Raw genomic sequence first — 19,584 nt, 5'->3', positions numbered from 1 at the left:
CGGCAAGCCACCCCTGACCCGACAGCGACAACCGACCCGACAACACCACCCCACCCGAATCCGGCAACTCCACCACCACCCCCAACAACGGATGGCCGCTGGGATCCAGACCCATGGCACTCATGTCACCGGTGCGCGCGCTCTCCTCGGTCATCCAGAAGCGCTGGTGCTGGAAGGCATACGTCGGGAGCCCGAGACGCGGCGGCTCGGAACGGCCGAACACCGCCTGCCAGTCGACTCCGGCACCACGTACGTGGGCGTGGGCGAGCGCGGTCAGCACCGACACGCACTCGTCCCGGTCCCGGCGCACCGACGCGACGAACACCCCCGCCGGAACCACGGACGACCCCATCGCACTCAACACGCCGTCCGGGCCGAGCTCGACGAACGTCTCCACACCGTCGGCGTGCAGGGACTGCACGGCGTCGGCGAAACGCACCGCCTTACGGGCGTGTTCGACCCAGTAGTCGGGCGTGGCGATCTCCTCCGTCACGGGAGCACCCGTGACCGTGGAGACGAACCGAAGCGTCGGCGCCTCGAACGACAGACCCGCCAGCACCTGGCGGAACTCGTCCAGCATCGGCTCCATCAAGGGCGAGTGGAACGCATGGCTGACCCGCAGACGCCGCGAACGACGATCCGCCAACGCGGCCACCACCCGCTCCACCGCGCCCTCGGCACCCGAAACCACCACCGACGTCGGCCCGTTGACCGCCGCGAGCGAGACGGCATCATCCAGCAGCGGCAGGACCTCCTCCTCGGAGGCCTCCACCGCCACCATCACCCCACCGGCCGGAAGCGCCTGCATCAGCCGACCGCGAGCGGCAACCAAGGTGCACGCGTCCTCCAGCGACAGCACACCCGCCACATGAGCGGCCGCGATCTCACCCACCGAGTGACCCGCCACCGCATCCGGCCGCACACCCCACGACGCCCACAACCGGAACAACGCCACCTCGAACGCGAACAGCACCGGCTGCGCGACACCCGTCCCCTCCAGCGCCTCGGCGACCGCACCGAAGAACTCCCCACGGATACCGACGAGTTCAAGGACCTCGTCCAACGCACGCGCGAACACCGGGAACCGCTCATACAACGCGCGCCCCATACCGACCCGCTGCGCACCCTGCCCCGCGAACAGGAACGCCCAACTGCCGTTCGTCGCGCTGCCGGTGACCACACCCGCGTCGGGCTCCCCGGCCGCCAACGCCAGCAGGCCCCGCTGCAGTTCGGCCGCGTCAACGGCCACCACCACCGCACGGTGGTCCAGCGCCGCACGCGTCGTCGCCAACGAGAAGCCCAGACCGGCCACGTCCTCGGCGGCCTCCGCCTCCACGTGCCGCAACAGTCGCACCGCCTGCGCACGAAGCGCCGAAGCCGTCCGGCCTGACAGCACCACCGGCACCGGCCCGGCCTGCGACGAAACACCCGGCGCCTCCGCCGGCCCCTGTTCAAGGATCACGTGCGCATTGGTGCCACTGATCCCGAACGAGGACACCGCTGCCCTGCGCGGACGCTCCACCTCCGGCCAGGCAACCTGCTCCGTCAGCAGCCGCACCCCGCCCGCCGACCAGTCGATGTGCGGCGACGGCTCATCCACATGCAACGTGGCCGGCAGCACACCGTGCCGCATCGCCATCACCATCTTGATGACACCGGCGACGCCAGCAGCGGCCTGGGTGTGGCCGAGGTTCGACTTCACCGAACCCAGCCACAACGGCCGCTCCACCGAACGCTCCTGGCCGTAGGTGGCCAGCAACGCCTGCGCCTCGATCGGGTCACCCAACGTGGTACCCGTCCCGTGCGCCTCCACCGCGTCCACCTCGGCGGCGGACAGCCGGGCGTTCGCCAACGCCTGCCGGATCACCCGCTGCTGCGACGGCCCGTTCGGCGCCGTCAGACCGTTCGACGCACCATCCTGATTCACCGCCGAACCCCGCACCACCGCCAACACCCGATGCCCGTTGCGCACCGCGTCCGACAACCGCTCCACCAACAGCACGCCCACACCCTCGGAGGAGCCGAAGCCGTCCGCCGCGGCCGAGAAGGCCTTGCAGCGGCCGTCCGCCGCCAGTCCCCGCTGCCTGCTGAACTCCACGAACATGTCCGGCGTCGACATCACGACCACGCCGCCGGCCAGCGCCAGCGAGCACTCGCCCTGCCGCAGCGACTGCGCCGCCAGGTGCAGCGCCACCAGCGACGACGAACAGGCCGTGTCCAGCGTCACGGCGGGGCCTTCGAGGCCGAACGTGTAGGCCACCCGGCCGCTCGCCACGCTCGCGGTGTTGCCCGTGACGATGTAGCCCTCCAGCTCGGCGGGCGGTCGGGCGAGCCGGGACGCGTAGTCCTGGTAGGTCGCCCCGAAGAAGACGCCGGTGTCGGTGCCGCGCACCGAGGTCGGGTCGATCCCGGCCCGCTCGAACACCTCCCACGAGGTCTCCAGCAGCAGCCGCTGCTGCGGGTCCATCGCCAGCGCCTCACGCGGCGAGATGTCGAAGAGGGTGGGATCGAAGTCGGCGGCGTCGTGGAGGAAGCCGCCGCTCCGGGGGTAGAAGCTGCCGGGCTTCGCCGGGTCCGGGTCGTGGCGTCCCTCGATGTCCCAGCCACGGTCGGCGGGGAAGTCGCCGATCGCGTCGCGTCCCTCGTCGACCAGCCGCCACAGGTCCTCCGGGGACCGGACGCCGCCCGGGTAGCGGCAGCTCATCCCGACGATCGCGATGGGCTCGGCCTCGGGGTTCTCCAGTTCGGCGACGCGCCGGCGCGTCTCCTGCAACTCGAACGTGACCCGCTTCAGGTAGTCGCGGAGTTTCTCCTCGGTCGCCATGGCTCAGGACACCCCCAGGTCGTTGTCGATCAGGTCGAACAGTTCGTCGTCGCTGGAGTCGCCCAGGCTGTTGCGGGACATCCGGTCGGAATCCGTCCACTTCTCCAGGAGCAGCCGCAGCCGCTGCCGTACGTGGTCGCTCTCCTGTTCGTCGACCGGTAGTTCCGCCAGCCGTTCGAGCTGCGCCGCCATGGACCCGGTGGGTGCGGGTTCCCCGGGCGGCCCGTCCTCGGCGGCCGGCAGCCGTTCGCCCAGATGGGCGGCGAGCGCGGCCGGGGTCGGGTGGTCGAAGACGGCGGTCGCCGGCAGGGTCAGGCCGGTGGCCGCGCCGAGCCGGTTGCGCAGCTCGACGCCGAGCACCGAGTCGAATCCGGCCAGCTGGAACGGCCGGTCGGGGACGACGGCTGCCGGGTTCTCGTAGCCGAGCACCGCCGCGACCTGGGTGCTCACCAGGTCGAGCAGGAGGCGGGCGCGCCGGGTTCCGCCGGTCGTGGCCAGCCGGGTGAGCAGCTGGTCCTCGTCGCCGCGGGTGTCGCCGTCGGTCGGTGCGAGGAACCGTTCGACCTCGGGGATCTCCCGCAGCAGCGGGCTCGGCCGCAGGGCCGTGAACGCCGTGTGGAAGCGGTCCCAGTCGATGTCGGCGAGTACCGGTGTCGGTTCCCCGGTGCCGATGGCCCGGTGCAGCGCGGCCAGGGCGCGGTCCGGGTCCATCTCGGGCAGGCCGTGCCGCCGCAGCACGCCCGCGACGGTGCCCTGGGCCATGCCGCCCCCGGACCAGGCGCCCCAGACGACGGAGGTGGCCGGGAGTCCGGCGGCGCGGCGCTCCTGGGCGAGGGCGTCGAGGTAGGCGTTGCCGGGTGCGTAGTTGCTCTGGCCGGGCAGCCCGAGGGTGCCGCCGAGGGAGGAGTACAGCACGAAGGCGTCCAGGTCGCGGGTGAGTTCGTGGAGGTGGCGGGCACCGTCGGCCTTGACCCGCAGCACGCGGTCGACCTGGTCGACGGTCAGCGTGTCGAGTGAGGCGTCGTCGAGCAACGCGGCGGTGTGGAAGACCGAGCGGAGCGGCCGGTCGGCCGGGATCGTGCCGATCAGGTCCGCCAGCGCGGCGCGGTCCGCGATGTCGCACGCGGCCACCGTGACCTCGGTGCCGAGGGCGCGGATCCGGTCCCGCAGTTCGGCGGCGCCGGGTGCTTCGGGGCCGCTGCGGCTGACCAGCAGCAGGTGTTCGGCGCCCTGGCGGGCCAGCCAGCCGGCGAGTTGCGCGCCGAGGGCGCCGGTGCCGCCGGTGACGAGCGCGGTGCCGCGGGGCCGCCAGGCGGCGGTGCCGCGGGCCGGCGGCGCCGGTTCGGACCGGACCAGCCGGCGGACGAGCAGGCCCGAGGCGCGGACGGCCAGTTGGTCCTCCCCGGTCGCGGTGGTGAGGGCGGCGACGAGTCGTTCCCGGGCGCGGTCGTCCACGGTCGGGGGCAGGTCGATCAGGCCTCCCCAGCGGTGGGGTTGCTCGATTCCGGCGATCCGGCCGAGGCCCCACACGAGGGCCTGCGAGGCGCTGGTGAGCGGGTCGGAGGCGGCGGTGGAGACGGCGCCCCGGGTGAGGCACCACAGCGGGACCGGGGTCTCGACGGCGCCGAGGGTCTGGATCAGCGCGATCGTCCGGGCGTACCCGTCGGGCACGGCCGGGAAGTCGGGGTGTGCCCGTTCGTCCAGCGGGAGCAGGCTGAGCACGCCGGTCGCCTGCCCGGCCCGGGCGGCCAGGGCCTGCCGGTCCAGGTCGCCGGGGGGCAGGGCCACCGCGTCGACGTGTGCTCCGGCGCGGGTCAGGGCCTCGGTGACGCCGGAGACCCACGGCTCCTCGGCCTGCCGGTCGGAGTGGACGACCAGCCAGGTGCCGGACAGCCGGCCGGGCCGGGCGTCGGCGGGGCGCCAGACGATCCGGTACCGCCAGCCGTCGCCGGCCTGCTCCGCCCTGCGGGTGTCGCGCCAGGCCGAGAGCAGGGACATCGCGGCGTCGAGCGTGCCGCGGTCGTAGCCGGTGCCCTCGGTGAGGAGCGCGGCCAGGGCCTCGGGGTCGCGGTCGTCGACGGCCGCCCAGAGTGCCGCGTCCCGGGTGGCGGGCGCCGCGGGGGGCGGCGCGTCGAGCCAGTAGCGCTGCCGCTGGAACGGGTAGGTGGGCAGCGGTACGGTCCGGCGGTCCGGCTCGGCGAAGGCGGCCGTCCACTCGACGGGTACGCCGCGCACGTGCGCCTCGGCCACGGAGGTGAGGAAGCGCCGGAGGCCGCCGTCGTCCCGGCGCAGCGATCCGACCACCAGGCCGCCACGGCCGCCGGTGCCGGCGGCGCCGTCCAGGATGTCCTGCACCGGAACGGTCGTCACGGGGTGCGGGCTGATCTCGACGAAGGTGGTGGCACCGGCGGCGGCCAGATCGGCGACGGTGTCCGCGAACCGGACCGTCCGGCGCAGGTTGCGGACCCAGTACTCGGCGTCCAGCGTCGTGGTGTCCACCGGCCGTCCCTCGACCGTGGAGTGGAACGGGATCGGGGCCGGCCTGGGCGCGACGGGGTGCAGCGCGGTCAGCAGCTCGTCCCTGATCGCGTCCACCTGCGGGGAGTGCGAGGCGTAGTCGACGGGGATGCGGCGGGCCCGGACGCCGTCGGCGACGCAGCGGGCCACGAACGCGTCGAGCGCCCCGGGCTCGCCGGAGATCACCACGGAGGCGGGTCCGTTGACCGCCGCGATGCTGATTCCGCCGTCGAGGTCCTCGGCCCGGGCCCGGACCTCGTCCACGGGCAGCGGTACGGAGGCCATGCCGCCGGAGCCCGCCAGCGCGACCAGCGCCCGGCTGCGCAGGGTGACCACGCGGGCCGCGTCGTCCAGCGACAGCGCGCCCGCCGCGTACGCGGCGGCGATCTCGCCCTGCGAGTGCCCCACCACGGCGGCGGGCCGGACGCCGTACGCCTCCCACAGGCGCACCAGGCCGGCCATCATGGCGAAGAGGGCCGGCTGCACGACATCGACCCGGTCCAGGGACGGCGCGGTGGCGCCGCCGCGCAGCACGTCGGTCAGCGACCAGTCGGTGTACGGGGCCATGGCGTGCGCGCAGGCCTCGATCTCCGCCCGGAACACCTCGGACCCGTCGAGCAGTTCGGCGCCCATGCCGGCCCACTGCGCGCCCTGGCCGGGGAAGACGAACACCGTCCGGCCGGTGGTGTCGGCGACGCCCTGGACCAGTCCGGGGGCGGTTCGGCCGTGCGCGAGGGCGGTCAGGGCGCGGGCCCGGGCGGGCGCGGTGGCCGCCACCACGACGGCCCGGTGCTCGAAGAGGGACCGGGTGGTGGCGAGCGAGTGGCCGGTGGCGCCGGGGTGCGCGCCGACTGTCCCGCTCAGTGCGGCTGCCCGGTCGCGCAGCGCGCGGTCGGTGCGGGCGGAGACCACCCAGGGCAGGACCGGGCCCGGCCGGGGGTCGGGCGCGTGGTCGCGCGCGTGGTCCGGCGCGGGGTCGGACGCGGGAGAAGCCCCGGGATCCGGCGCGTCGGCGGACGCGGCACCGAACGGCTCGACCGGCTCGGCCGGGGCCTCCTCGATCACGACGTGCGCGTTGGTGCCGCTGATCCCGAAGGAGGAGATGCCGGCCCGCCGGGGGCTGCCGTTCGCCGGCCACTGTGTCGTCTCGGTCAGCAGCCGCACCGCCCCCGCCGACCAGTCCACGTGCGGGGTCGGCTCGTCCGCGTGAAGCGTCTTCGGGAGGGTGCCGGCCCGCAGCGCGAGCACCATCTTGATGAGGCCGGCGACGCCCGCCGCGGCCTGGGTGTGGCCGATGTTGGACTTCACCGACCCCAGCCACAACGGCCGCTCCACCGGACGCTCCTGGCCGTAGGTGGCCAGCAGGGCCTCCGCCTCGATCGGGTCGCCCAGGGCGGTTCCGGTGCCGTGGGCCTCGACCGCGTCCACCTCTGCCGGCTTCAGCCCGGCGGCGGCCAGGGCGGCGCGGATCACGCGCTGCTGCGCCGGCCCGTTGGGGGCGGTGAGCCCGTTGGAGGCGCCGTCCTGGTTGGTCGCGGTGCCGCGCACCACGGCCAGCACCGGGTGACCGTTGCGCCGCGCGTCGGACAGCCGCTCGACCAGGAGCATTCCGGCGCCCTCGGCGGCGCCCATCCCGTCCGCCGCGGCGGCGAACGCCTTCGAGCGGCCGTCGGGGGCGAGACCGCGCTGCCGGCTGAACTCGACGAAGAGCTTCGGCGTCGACATGACGGTCACGCCGCCGGCCAGCGCCATGGAGCACTCGCCCTGCCGCAGGGCCTGGACCGCCAGGTGCAGTGCCACCAGTGACGACGAGCACGCCGTGTCGACGCTGACCGCGGGGCCTTCGAGGCCGAGGGTGTAGGAGATCCGGCCGGAGGCGACGCTCGCCGCGCTGCCGTTGCCGAGGTGCGCCTCGAACTCCTCCGGCGACCGGTGGAAGCGGGCCGCGTAGTCGTTGTACATCAGGCCGGTGAAGACGCCGGTGCGGCTGTGGCGCAGCGCGTGCGGATCGATGCCGGCCCGCTCGACGGCCTCCCAGGAGGTCTCCAGGAGCAGTCGTTGCTGCGGGTCGACGGAGAGCGCCTCGCGGGGGCTGATGCCGAAGAACTCGGGGTCGAAGTCGGCGGCGTCGTAGAGGAATCCGCCGGCCCTGGCGTAGCTGTGGCCGGCCCGGTCCGGGTCCGGGTCGTACAGCGTGTCGAGGTCCCAGCCGCGGTCGGCGGGCAGGTCGGAGATCGCGTCGCCGCCCCGCAGCAGCAGCTCCCACAGGTCTTCGGGGGACCGCACGGCGCCCGGGAACCGGCAGGCCATGCCGATGACGGCGATGGGTTCGTCGGCCGCGGCGGCGCCCGCCGGGGTCCGCTCGGTGACGGGGCCGACGCCGTGCAGGGCGCTGTCCAGGTGGGCGACGAGGGCGGCCGGGGTGGGGTGGTCGAAGAGCAGGGCGGCGGGCAGCCGCAGCCCGGTCGCCCGGGCGAGCCGGTTGCGCAGGCCGAGTGCGGTGAGCGAGTCGAAGCCGGTGTCGGCGAACGTCCGGTCGAGGTCGATCGCCTCGGGCGAGTCGTGCCCGACCACGGCTGCGGCGTGGCGCCGGACGAGCGCGGTCAGCGCGTCGGTCCGGGCGGTCCCGGGCAGGGCGGCGAGACGGTCGGCGGTCGGCTCGACGGAGTGGGGCGGGTGGTGCCGTCGCGGTGCGCGGACCAGTTCCCGCAGCAGTGCGGGTACCGGGTCCGGGGCGGTGGCCGCCCGCCAGGCGGCGGTGTCGAGCCGGGCGGGTACCAGCGCCGGCCCGTCGGCCTGCCAGGCGGCGTCGAACAGCGCCAGCGCCTCGTCGGTGTCGAGCGCGACGACGCCCGTCGCGCTGCGCCGCAGCTCGCCGAGGTGGCCGGTCAGCCCACTGGGCGCGGCCCACAGCCCCCAGGCGAGCGACACGGCCGGCAGGCCCCGGTGGGCGCGGTGGGCGGCGAGCGCGTCGAGGAAGGTGTTGGCACCCGCGTAGTTGCCCTGGCCCGCGTTGCCGAGCACGCCCATCACCGACGAGAACAGCACGAACGCGTCGAGGTCTTCGGTGAGTTCGTGCAGGTGCCAGGCGGCGTCGACCTTCGGCCGCAGGACGGCGTCGAGCCGGTCCGTGGTCAGGGAGGCGATGGTGGCGTCGTCGAGCACGCCGGCGGCGTGCACCACGGCGGTGAGCGGGCGGTCCTCGGGCACGGTGGCCAGCAGGGCCGCCAGCGCGTCGCGGTCGGCGACGTCGCACGCGGCGAGGGTCACGTCGGCGCCGAGGCCGGTCAGTTCGGCGACGAGCGCCGCCGCCCCGTCCGCGCGCTCGCCACGGCGGCCGGCCAGCAGCAGACGGCGCACGCCGTACCGGGTGACGAGGTGGCGCGCGATCGTGCTGCCGAGCGCACCGGGCGCACCGGTGACCAGGACGGTGCCGTCGGTCCGCAGGGCCCGGGCCGGGGTGTCGGGGTCGGTCGGCCCGACGGGGCGCGCCCGGACGAGCCGGGGCACCAGCACGGTGTCCGCGCGGACGGCGAGCTGGGGTTCGTCGGAGCCGACCGCGGCCGCGACGGCCGCGGTGCCCAGCGCGGAGTCGGCGGGGGTGTCGGTGTCCAGGAGGACGACCCGGCCGGGGTTCTCGGCCTGCGCCGATCGGACGAGGCCCCAGACGGGCGACGCCGTGAGACCGGCGACGGCGTCCGTCGGGCCGGTGGAGACGGCGTCGTGGGTCATCACGACCAGTCGCACCGCGGCGAGGCGGTCGTCGGCCAGCCAGTCGCGGAGCAGGGTCAGCATTCGGCCGGTGACGGCATGGGCCGCCTCCGCGAGGTCGCCGGTGTCCGCGCCGGCACACGGGACGACGACCACGTCGGGCAGCACGGGGGCGGCCGCCAGGGCGGCCAGGTCGGGGTAGGCCGGCAGGTCCGGGTGGTCGGCGCCCAGGACGGCCCACCGGCCGCGCGGGGCGGCCGCCCCGGCCGACGGGGTCCACTCCACCCGGAACAGCGCGTCGCCGCGCGCCGGGGTGGCGGGCCGCATCACCAGGGAGTCGGCGCTCAGCACGAGCGCGCCGTTGTCGTCGTAGGCGGCCAGTGCCGTCGTGGCGAGCCCCGGTCCCGCCGGGGACAGCCGCACGCGCAACGAGGTGGCGCCGGTGCGGTGCAGCCGCACGCCGCTCCACGAGAACGGCAGCAGACCGGTGCCGCCGTCGGCCAGGGAGCGCAGTTCGAGGGCGTGCAGCGCGGCGTCCAGCAGCGCCGGGTGCATGCCGAAGCCCGCCGCGTCGGCTACGTCCACCTCGGCGAAGAGCTCCTCGCCGCGCCTGCGCAGCCGGCGCAGCCCCTGGAAGGCGGGGCCGTAGGCGAAGCCGCCGTCGGCCAGGCGCTCGTAGGCCCCGGCCAGGTCGACGTCCTCGACCTCAGTGAGCTCCTCCAGGCCTGCGGGCCAGGGGAGTTCACCGCCGGTCGGCCCGGCGGCGGTCAGTGTCGCGGCGGCGTGGCGGGTCCAGGACCGTTCGCCGTCCTGCCGCGCCGACAGGGTGAACGAGCTTGCGGCGGGGTCCTCGGCCGGGCGTACCACGACCCGCACCGCCACGCCGGTGTCGGTGGGCACCGGCAGCGGCGCCTCGATCGTGAGTTCCGCGACCCGGCCGTTCCCGGTGCGGGCCGCGGCCCACAACGCGAGGTCCAGGAACGCGGTGCCCGCGAGCAGGGGCTCGCCGGCCACCTCGTGGTCGGCGAGCCAGGGGTGGGAGCGCAGGGACAGCCGCCCGGTGAACACGGCGCCGTCGTCGTCGGCCAGCTCCACGGCGGCGTCCAGCAAGGGGTGGTCCACGGTGTCGAGGCCGAACCGGGCCGCGTCCGTCGCACCGCCGGTGGAGGCCACCCAGTACCGCTCGCGCTCGAACGGGTAGGTCGGCAGGTCGACCCGGCGCGCGCCGGTGCCGTCGAAAACGGCGCCCCAGCGCACCGGCAGGCCGTGCGCGAACGCCTCGGCCAGCGAGGTCAGCAGCCGGGCCGGGCCGGAGGTGTCGCGGCGCAGCGTGCCCAGCACGACCGCGTCGGCCCGGGCCGCGTCGACGCTCTCCTGGAGGCCCGGCGACAGCACCGGGTGCGGGCCGATCTCGATGAGGCAGTTCGTCCCGGTGTCGAGCAGTCCGCGCACCACCGGTTCGAGGAGCACCTGCTCCCGCAGGTTCCGGTACCAGTACTCGGCGTCGAGCGCCGTGGTGTCCAGCGGGCCGCCGGTGACGGTGGAGTGGAACGGCACGTCGGCGGACCGCGGTGTCACCGGCGCGAGGTCGGCCAGCAGCCGGCTCCGGAGCTCCTCGACCTGGGGCGAGTGCGAGGCGTAGTCGACCGGGATGCGGCGGGCCCGCTCGTCCCGGGCCAGCAGCGCGTCCAGCGCCTCGGGCGGGCCCGAGACGACCGTCGAGCGCGGTCCGTTGACGGCCGCCACCGACAGCCCGGCGAGGTCGATCTCGTGCACGGGCCGCGGCACGGCCACCATGCCGCCGTGTCCGGACAGGGTCAGCAGCGCCCGGCTGCGCAGCGCGACGACGCGGGCGCCGTCGTCGAGGGACAGGGCGTCCGCGACGCAGGCGGCGGCGATCTCGCCCTGGCTGTGTCCCGCCACGGCGGCGGGCTCGACGCCGTGGGAGCGCCAGACCCCGGCCAGCGACACCATGACGGCCCACAGCACCGGTTGGACCACGTCGACCCGCTCCAGCAGGGCGGCGTCCGACAGTGCGTCGGGCAGCGACCAGTCCACGAAGGGCCGCAGTGCCTCGGCGCAGTCCGCCATCCGGGCGGCGAACACCGGGGAGGCGGCGAGCAGGTCGGTCGCCATGCCCACCCACTGCGTGCCCTGCCCGGGGAAGACGAAGGCGACCGCCGGGTCGGGCACCGCGCGGCCCGTGACCATGCCGTCGGACAGGCCGGCCAGCAGTTCCTCACGGGTCGTGCCGATCGCCACCGCACGGTGTTCGAGTACCGGTCGGCCGGTGGCCAGGGAGTGGCCGACATCGGCCGCGTCGGCGGCCTCGGCCGGCACGGCGGCCACGGCCGAGGCCAGCCGTTCGGCCTGCGCGCGCAGGGCGGTGGCCGTCCTGGCCGACAGCACCCACGGCACCACGGGCAGCGCTGCGACCGGTGCGCCGGCGTGCTCCGGTGCGGCGGCCGGCTCCAGTGCGGCGGCGTGCTCCAGGATCACGTGCGCGTTCGTCCCGCTGATCCCGAACGAGGAGACCGCGGCCCGCCGGGCCCGGTCGTGGTTCGGCCAGGTCACCGACTCGGTGAGCAGCCGCACCGCGCCGGTGGACCAGTCCACGTGCGGCGACGGCGCGTCCACGTGCAGGGTGCGGGGCAGCGTGCCGTGCCCCATCGCCAGCACCATCTTGATGACGCCCGCCACGCCGGCGGCCGCCTGCGTGTGGCCGATGTTGGACTTCAGCGAGCCGAGCCAGAGCGGGCGGTCCGCCTCCCGGTCCCGGCCGTAGGTGGCGAGGAGCGCCTCGGCCTCGATCGGATCACCCAGCCGGGTGCCCGTCCCGTGCGCCTCCACCGCGTCCACCTCGGACGCGGTCAGCCCGGCGGTCGCCAGCGCCTGCTCGATCACCCGGCGCTGGGCGGCGCCGTTCGGCGCGGTGAGGCCGTTGGAAGCCCCGTCGGAGTTGACGCCGGAGCCACGGACCAGGGCCAGCACCGGGTGCCCGTGCCGCCGGGCCTCGGACAGCCGTTCCAGGAGCAGCACCCCGGCGCCCTCGGCCCACGCCGTGCCGTCCGCCCCCGCGGCGAACGGCTTGCAGCGTCCGTCGGGCGCGAGGCCCCGCTGCCGGCTGAACTCGATGAACATGCCGGGGCCGGCCATCACGCTGACGCCGCCGACCAGCGCGGCCGTGCACTCTCCCTGCCGCAGCGACTGGCAGGCCAGGTGCAGCGCGACCAGGGAGGACGAGCACGCGGTGTCCACCGTGATCGCCGGGCCCTCGAACCCGAAGGTGTAGGCGATCCGGCCGGAGGCGACGCTGCCCGTGGTGCCGGTCAGGACGTGGCCTTCGAGCCCGCTGTGCGCCTGGTGCAGCCGCGGGCCGTACTCCTGGGGCGTCGCCCCGACGAAGACGCCGACCGGCCGGCCGCGCAGCGCCGACACGTCGATGCCCGCACGCTCGAACACCTCCCAGGAGGTCTCCAGCAGCAGCCGCTGCTGCGGGTCCATCGCCAGCGCCTCGCGCGGGGTGATCCCGAAGACCCCGGCGTCGAACTCCCCCGCGTCGTAGAGGAATCCGCCCGCGCGCGGGTAGCTCGTGCCCTCGTGGTCGGGGTCCGGGTGGTGGAGCGCGTCGAGGTCCCAGCCGCGGTCGGCGGGGAACGGCCCGATGGCGTCGGCGCCGGCCGCGACCAGGTTCCACAGTTCCTCAGGCGAGGTCACCCCGCCGGGGAGCCGGCAGCTCATGGCCACGATGGCGATCGGATCGTCGTCGCTCGCCGCCCCGGCCGCCGCCGGTACGACCGGGACGGGTGCCGCGTCCGGGTCGGTGTCCAGCTGGCCGAGCACGTGCGCGGCCAACCGGGCCGGAGTCGGCTGCTCGAAGAGGACGCTCGGCGACAGGGTGAGACCGGTCAGGGAGTTCACCCGGTCCAGCAGCTCCACGCCCGCCGCGGAGTCGAGACCGAGGTCGTGGAAGGTGAGCTCCGGATCGACGGCCTGGGGATCCCCGGTGCCCGCGGCGCGCGCGGCCTGCGCGCGTACGAGGTCGAGCGCCAGGCGCCGGCGCCCCGGCCCGGACGTGCCGGCCAACTGCCGCCGGAACAGCGGCGCTTCGGCATCCGGACCGGCCTCCTCCGGCGCAGCGTCCAGCCAGTACCGCTCCCGCTGGAAGGCGTAGGTCGGGAGGCGCAGACGGCGCGGCCCCGAGGGCGCGTAGACCGCCGCCCAGTCGACCGGGACGCCGCGGACGTGCAGTTCGCCGAGCGTGCTGAGGAGCGACTCCGGCTCGTCCCAGTCCCGGCGCAGCGACGGGAACGCCTGGGTGGAGAGGCCGTCGCGGCTCATACCGGCGAGCGTCCCGTCGGGGCCGATCTCGACGAAGGTCTCGACCCCGTCGGCGTGCAGCGCGGACACCGCGTCGTGGAACCGCACCGTCTGGCGGGCGTGTTCCACCCAGTACGAGGGCGTGGCGATCTCGTCCCTCACCGGAGCGCCCGTGACGGTGGAGACGAAGCGCAGCGTCGGCGCCTCGAACGACAGACCCGCGAGTACCTGGCGGAATTCGTCGAGCATCGGCTCCATCAGGGGCGAGTGGAAGGCATGGCTGACCCGCAGACGCCGCGAACGACGATCCGACAGCGCGGCCACGACTCGCTCCACCGCGTCCTCGGCGCCCGAAACCACCACGGACGTGGGCCCGTTGACCGCCGCGAGCGAGACGTCGTCACCCAGTAGCGGCAGGACGTCCTCCTCGGAGGCCTCCACCGCCACCATCACCCCACCGGCCGGAAGCGCCTGCATCAGCCGACCGCGAGCGCCAACCAAGGTGCACGCGTCGTCCAGCGACAGGACGCCCGCCACATGAGCGGCCGCGATCTCACCGACCGAGTGACCCGCCACCGCGTCCGGCCGCACACCCCACGACTCCCACAACCGGAACAGCGCCACCTCGAACGCGAACAGCGCCGGCTGCGCGACACCCGTCCCCTCCAGCGCCTCGGCATCCACACCGAAGAACTCCCCACGGATACCGAGGAGTTCGAGGATCTCGTCCAACGCACCCGCGAACACCGGGAACCGCTCGTACAACCCACGGCCCATGCCGACCCGCTGCGCACCCTGCCCCGCGAACAGGAACCCGAGCGGTCGCGGTTCGCCCGCCGTGCCCGAGATCGATGCGGGGTCGACCCGGTCGTGCGCGACGCCGCCGAGCCCGGCGAGAAGCGCGTCCCGGTCCGCGGCGACCAGGACACAGCGGTGCTCGTACGCGGTGCGGGTGGTGGCCAGGGAGAAGCCGACGTCGAGGGGGCGGAGGTCGGGCCGGTCGGCGAGGAACGACCGCAGTCGTTCGGCCTGGGCCCGCCGCGCGCCGGGCGTCCGACCGGAGATCAGGATCGGGACGGCGTGGTCGGTCGGTGCCTGCGGAGCCGACCTCGGCCGGGCCGGTGGTTCCGACAGCACCACGTGGCAGTTGGTCCCGCCCATGCCGAAGGAGCTCACCCCCGCGTACAGGGGGCGCGTGTCGTCCGGCCAGGGGCCGAGGTCCCGCCGTACCGTCAGCCGGAGTTCGTCGAGCGGGATGGCCGGGTTGGGCGTACGGAAGTTGAGGCTCGCCGGGAGTTCCCGGTGCCGTATCGCCAGGGCGGTCTTGACCAGCCCGGCGATGCCGGCGGCGCCCTCCAGGTGTCCGATGTTCGTCTTCACCGAGCCGACGACCAGGGGCCGGGCGGTTTCGCGCGCGGAGCCGACGGCCGCGCCCAGGCCGGCCGCCTCGATCGGGTCGCCCACGGCGGTGCCGGTGCCGTGCAGTTCGACGTACTGGATGTCCGCGGCGCTCACCCCGGCCTGCCGGTGGGCGGCCCGCACCACGTCGGCCTGGGCCGCCGCGCTCGGCACCGTGAGCGCGTCGGTGGCTCCGTCGTTGTTCACCGCGCTGCCGCGGATCACGCAGTGGATCGGGTCCCCGTCGGCGATCGCCGCGGCCAGCGGCTTGAGCAGCACCACGCAGCCGCCCTCGCCGCGTACGAACCCGTTGGCGCGCGCGTCGAAGACGTAGCACTGCCCGTCCGGTGACAGCCCGCCGAACGCGGCCGCCGTGCGGGTGCTGTCCGGCACGATCATCAGGTTGACGCCGGCCACCAACGCCGCACTCGACTCCCCCGTACGCAGGCTCTCGCACGCGAGGTGGACGGCCACCAGCGACGAGGACTGCCCGGTGTCGACGGTGAGGCTGGGACCGTGCAGGCCCAGCGCGTACGAGACGCGGTTGGCGATGATGCCCCGGTGCAGCCCGGTCATGGTGTGCCGGGTGAGCGCCTCCTCGCCGAAGGTGTGGGTGAGCGTCGTGTAGTCGTCCCAGATCGCGCCCACGAAGACACCGGTCGTACTGCCCCGCAGGCGTGCGAGCGGGATCCCGGCGTCCTCCACCGCCTCGACGCCCAGCTCCAGGACCAGCCGTTGCCGGGGGTCCATGGCGGCGGCCTCGCGCGGTGGGATGCCGAAGTACGCGGCGTCGAACTCGTCGACGGCGTCGAGGAACCCGCCGCGCTGCGGCGTTCCCCAGCGGTCCGAGGTGCCGATGCCGCTGCGGCCTTCGCGCAGCAGCGTCCAGAAGGCCGCCGGGTCCGGTGCCCCGGGCAGCCGGCAGGAGATGCCGATGACGGCGACGGCGTCCTGCGCGGGGTCGTGGCTCGGCATGGTCGTGTCCGTCTCCCGTGTCCTCGGCGTCCGGTGCGGCGCCTGCGTGCCCGGCGTTCCCTGCGTCCTCGGTGTCGTCATCGGGTGCCGCCCACGGCGTCCGGCAGCGCGGTGGACAGGCGCCGGTCGGGGTCGGCCAGCAGGGTCTGCGCCACGGTGGTCAGCCGGCGCAGCAGCCGTTCGACCGTGGCCTGTTCGAACAGCGAGCGCCGGAACAGCGCGTGGGCCGTCACGTCGTCGCCGTTCTCCATCAGCGTCACCTCCAGGTCCATCCGCACCGACACCCGTCCGTGGTCGAAGCTCTCCAGTCGGGTACCGGCCAGCGACGGTTGGCCGTGCGGGGTGTTGACCAGCTGGAACATGACCTGGACGAGGCCGTGCCGGTCGTCGCCGAAGCGCTCCGCGAGCAGGTGGAAGGGCATCTCCTGGCGTGCGAACGCGCCGGTCGCCGTCTCCCGGGTCCGGGCCAGGACCTCGCGGAACGTGGGGTCGCCGGACACGTCGGTGCGCAGGACGAGCATGTTCGCGAAGCCGCCGACGAGGTTCTCCAGCTCGGTGCGGGTACGCCCGGCGACGGGTGAGCCCACCACGACGTCCTGCTGTCCCGTCTCGTCGGCGAGGACGACGGCGAAGGCGGCGAGCAGGGTGATGAACAGCGTGGCGTCGGCCTCGGCACCGCGTGCCCGGGCCGCGCGGACCAGCTCCGGCGCGAGGGCCAGGCTCACCGAGCCGCCGTCGGGGTCGGGGGTGTCGACGCGGGGTCGGTCGGTGGGCAGGGCGGCGGGTGTCGGGCACCCCTCCAGCCGCCGGTCCCAGTAGTCCCACTGCTCGCGCAGCGTGTCCCCGGCCAGCCAGGCGCGTTGCCAGTGGGCGAAGTCGGCGTACTGGACGGGCAGTTCGGGCAGCAGCGGCTCGTCGCCGGTGAGCGCGGCCGCATAGGCGGTGGAGATCTCGTGCCAGAGGACGTCCTGCGACCAGGCGTCGGTGGCCATGTGATGAGTCGTCAGGGCGATGACGTGGTCCTGCGGGTCGAGGCTCAGCACCTTGATCCGCAGGATCGGGCCGTGCACCAGGTCGAACGGTCGGCTCGCCTCGTCGGCGATCAACTCGCGGGCCGTGCGGAGTCGTTCGTCGGGCGTCGCACCGGGCACGCGTTCGGGTGTAAGCACCACCGGCTCGGCCGGCCGGATGCGCTGGGCCGGTTCTGCGCCGTCGACGGCGATCGTGGTCCGGAGCGCCTCGTGCCTGCCGATCAGCGAGGAGAGGGAGCTGCCCAGGGCGTCGAGGTCGAGCGGCCCGCGGGCCCGCATGACGAACGGCACGTTCCACAGGTGGCTGTCCGGGTGAGCGCGCGCGACCGCCCAGTACCCCTCCTGCGCGAAGGACAGCGGGGCGTCGACGTCCCGCCCGGCGGGCACCAGCCGGGGCCGGGCCGGGGCGTTCGCGGCGCCGGCGGCCCGCAGGACGGTGGCCAGGCTCCGCGGGGTGCGCAGCCGGAAGAGGTCCACCAGGGGCACCGCGGCCCCCGTCGCGGCCTCGATCCGGGCCGCCACCTGGGTGGCGAGCAGCGAGTGCCCGCCGAGTTCGAAGAAGTCGTCGTCGACACCGACCCGCTCGACGCCGAACACCTCGGCGAAGGCGTCGCAGACGGCATGCTGTTCGGGCGAGTCCGGGGCGGCGTGGACGCCGCCGGCCGTGGGCCCGTGCTCCGGCGCCGGCAGTGCGCGGCGGTCGATCTTGCCGGTCGAGGTCAGCGGAAACGCCGCCAGAGTGACGAACGCGGAGGGCACCAGGTAGTCGGGCAGGGCGTCCGCCAGGTGCGCCCGCAGGCTGCCGTGATCGGGGTGCGTGTCGTCGTGCGGGATGAGGTAGGCGACCAGCCGCCGGTGGCCGGGCCGGTCCTCCCGGGCCACGACGGCCGCCTGGGCGACCGACGGGTGCCGGCGCAGGACGCTCTCGACCTCGCCCGGCTCCACCCGGAAGCCCCGGATCTTCACCTGGTCGTCGATCCGGCCGAGGTACTCCAGGTTGCCGCCCGTGAGCCAGCGCCCCAGGTCGCCGGTGCGGTACATGCGCGAGCCCGGCTCGCCGAACGGGTCGGCGACGAAGCGGTCCGCGGTCAGCCCGGGCTGCCCCACGTAGCCGCGCGCCAGGCCGGGGCCGGCGACGCAGATCTCGCCCGGGACGCCGACCGGGACCAGGCGGCGCTGCCGGTCCACCACGTAGATGTGGTGGTTCCAGGTGGCCGTGCCCACCGGGGCCTTGCGGGGCCAGACGGAGGTGTCCTCGGGCAGTGTGTAGGCGGTGACGACCTGCACCTCGGTGGACCCGTAGTGGTTGTGCATCCGCAGCTCCGGGCAGCGGTCGAACAGGGCGCGCAGGTCCTCGTCGAGGGCCAGCGGCTCCCCGGCCTGGCTGATGTGGCGCAGCGAGCCGAGGTCGGCGCCCTGCCGCCGGGCCTGTGCGGACATCGCGCGGACCATCACGTTGGGCACGAACACCTGGTTGATCGCCCGGTCGGCCAGCCAGCGGACGAACGCCGCCGGGTCGCGCCGGGTGTCCGCGTCCGGGACGACCAGCGTCTCGCCGTAGAGCAGGGCGGAGAGCACCTCCTGCACGGAGACGTCGAAGGTGAGCTCGGTGAACTGGGCGGTGCGGGTTCCCGGGCCGCCGGGCACGGCCACCTTCTGCCATTCGAGCATGTTGACGACGCAGCGGCCGGACATCGCAATGCCCTTCGGCTCACCGGTCGAGCCCGAGGTGTAGACCACGTAGGCGAGGTGGTCGGGGGTGACGCCGCTGTCGGGGGTGCTGGTCGGCAGGGCGCGCAGGTCGTCCGCGAGCTCGGCCGGGAACACGGTGGTGACCTGCTCCGGAAACAGCCGGCCGGCGGACGGCTCGGTCACGGCCGTCGCCATCCGGGCGTTGTCGACGATGCGGCGGACGCGGTCGGCCGGGTGGTCCGGGTTGATGGGGACGTACGCCGCTCCGGCCTGGAGGATGCCGACCAGCCCGACGAACATGTCGATGCCGCGCCGCAGGCAGAGGCCGACCAGGCTGTCCGGGCCGACCCCGAGGGAGCGCAGGTGGTGCGCCAACTGGTTGGCCCTGGAGATGAGTTCGGCGTAACCGACGGTCTCGTCCCGGTACTCGACGGCGATCAGCTCCGGGGTGCGGGCCGCCTGTTCGGCCAGCAGCCGGGGCAGTGGCCGGACGTCGACGGGGACTTCGGCGGCGGTCCGGGCGGCGTGCAGCCGGTCGCTCTCGTCCTCGTCGAGGAGGGTCAGGTCGGAGATCGGCCGGTCGGGGTCGGCCAGCAGCCCGGCCAGGGCGGTGCCGAGATGGCGGACGAACCGCTCGACGGTGCTCTCGTCGAACAGGGCCCTGCTGTAGACGACCGGGCCGGCGAGGCTGCCGTCCTCGTTCTCGACGAGGTGGGCTTCGAGGTCGACCCGGGTGGAGACCTCGCCCGCCTCGAACAGCTCGACCTCGGCGTCCGGCCAGGGGACCTGCTCGAAAGGGGTGTTGACGATCTGGAGCATGACCTGGACGAGGGGGTGGCGGGAGAGGTCGCGTTCGGGGCGCAGGTGTTCCACGAGGTACTCGAAGGGCAGGTCCTGATGGGTGTACGCACCCAGCGCACCCTCCCGGACCCGGCCCACCAGCTCCCGGAACGACGGATCACCCGACACGTCCGTACGCAGGACCAGCGTGTTCACGAAGAAGCCGACCAGCCCCTCCAGTTCGCGGCGCGGCCGGTTCGCCACCGGCGAACCCACCACCACGTCCTCCACCCCGCAGTACCGCGCCAGCACCACCTTGAACGCCGCCAGCACCAC

At 74.7% G+C, this 19,584-nt stretch carries 3 protein-coding genes; all 3 read right to left on the bottom strand.

Features of this window, described 5'->3' with window-relative positions:
* Positions 1-2,824 (bottom strand): type I polyketide synthase (locus AB0J08_RS38155; RefSeq protein ID WP_360643615.1); only part of this gene is annotated, 2,824 nt, incomplete at its 3' end.
* Between the two features lie 3 nt (positions 2,825-2,827).
* Entirely contained in the window at positions 2,828-15,745 is a 12,918-nt protein-coding gene (locus AB0J08_RS38150) for a type I polyketide synthase (protein ID WP_360643613.1), read from the bottom strand.
* Between the two features lie 77 nt (positions 15,746-15,822).
* Positions 15,823-19,584: amino acid adenylation domain-containing protein (locus AB0J08_RS38145; protein ID WP_360643610.1), on the bottom strand; the 3,762-nt coding region annotated here is incomplete at its 5' end.

Origin of the sequence: Kitasatospora sp. NPDC050463, from assembly GCF_040655255.1 — a bacterium.
Lineage (GTDB): Bacteria > Actinomycetota > Actinomycetes > Streptomycetales > Streptomycetaceae > Kitasatospora.
Note: the sequence above shows the minus strand (reverse complement) of the source record. Positions and strands in the feature narration are given on the sequence as shown.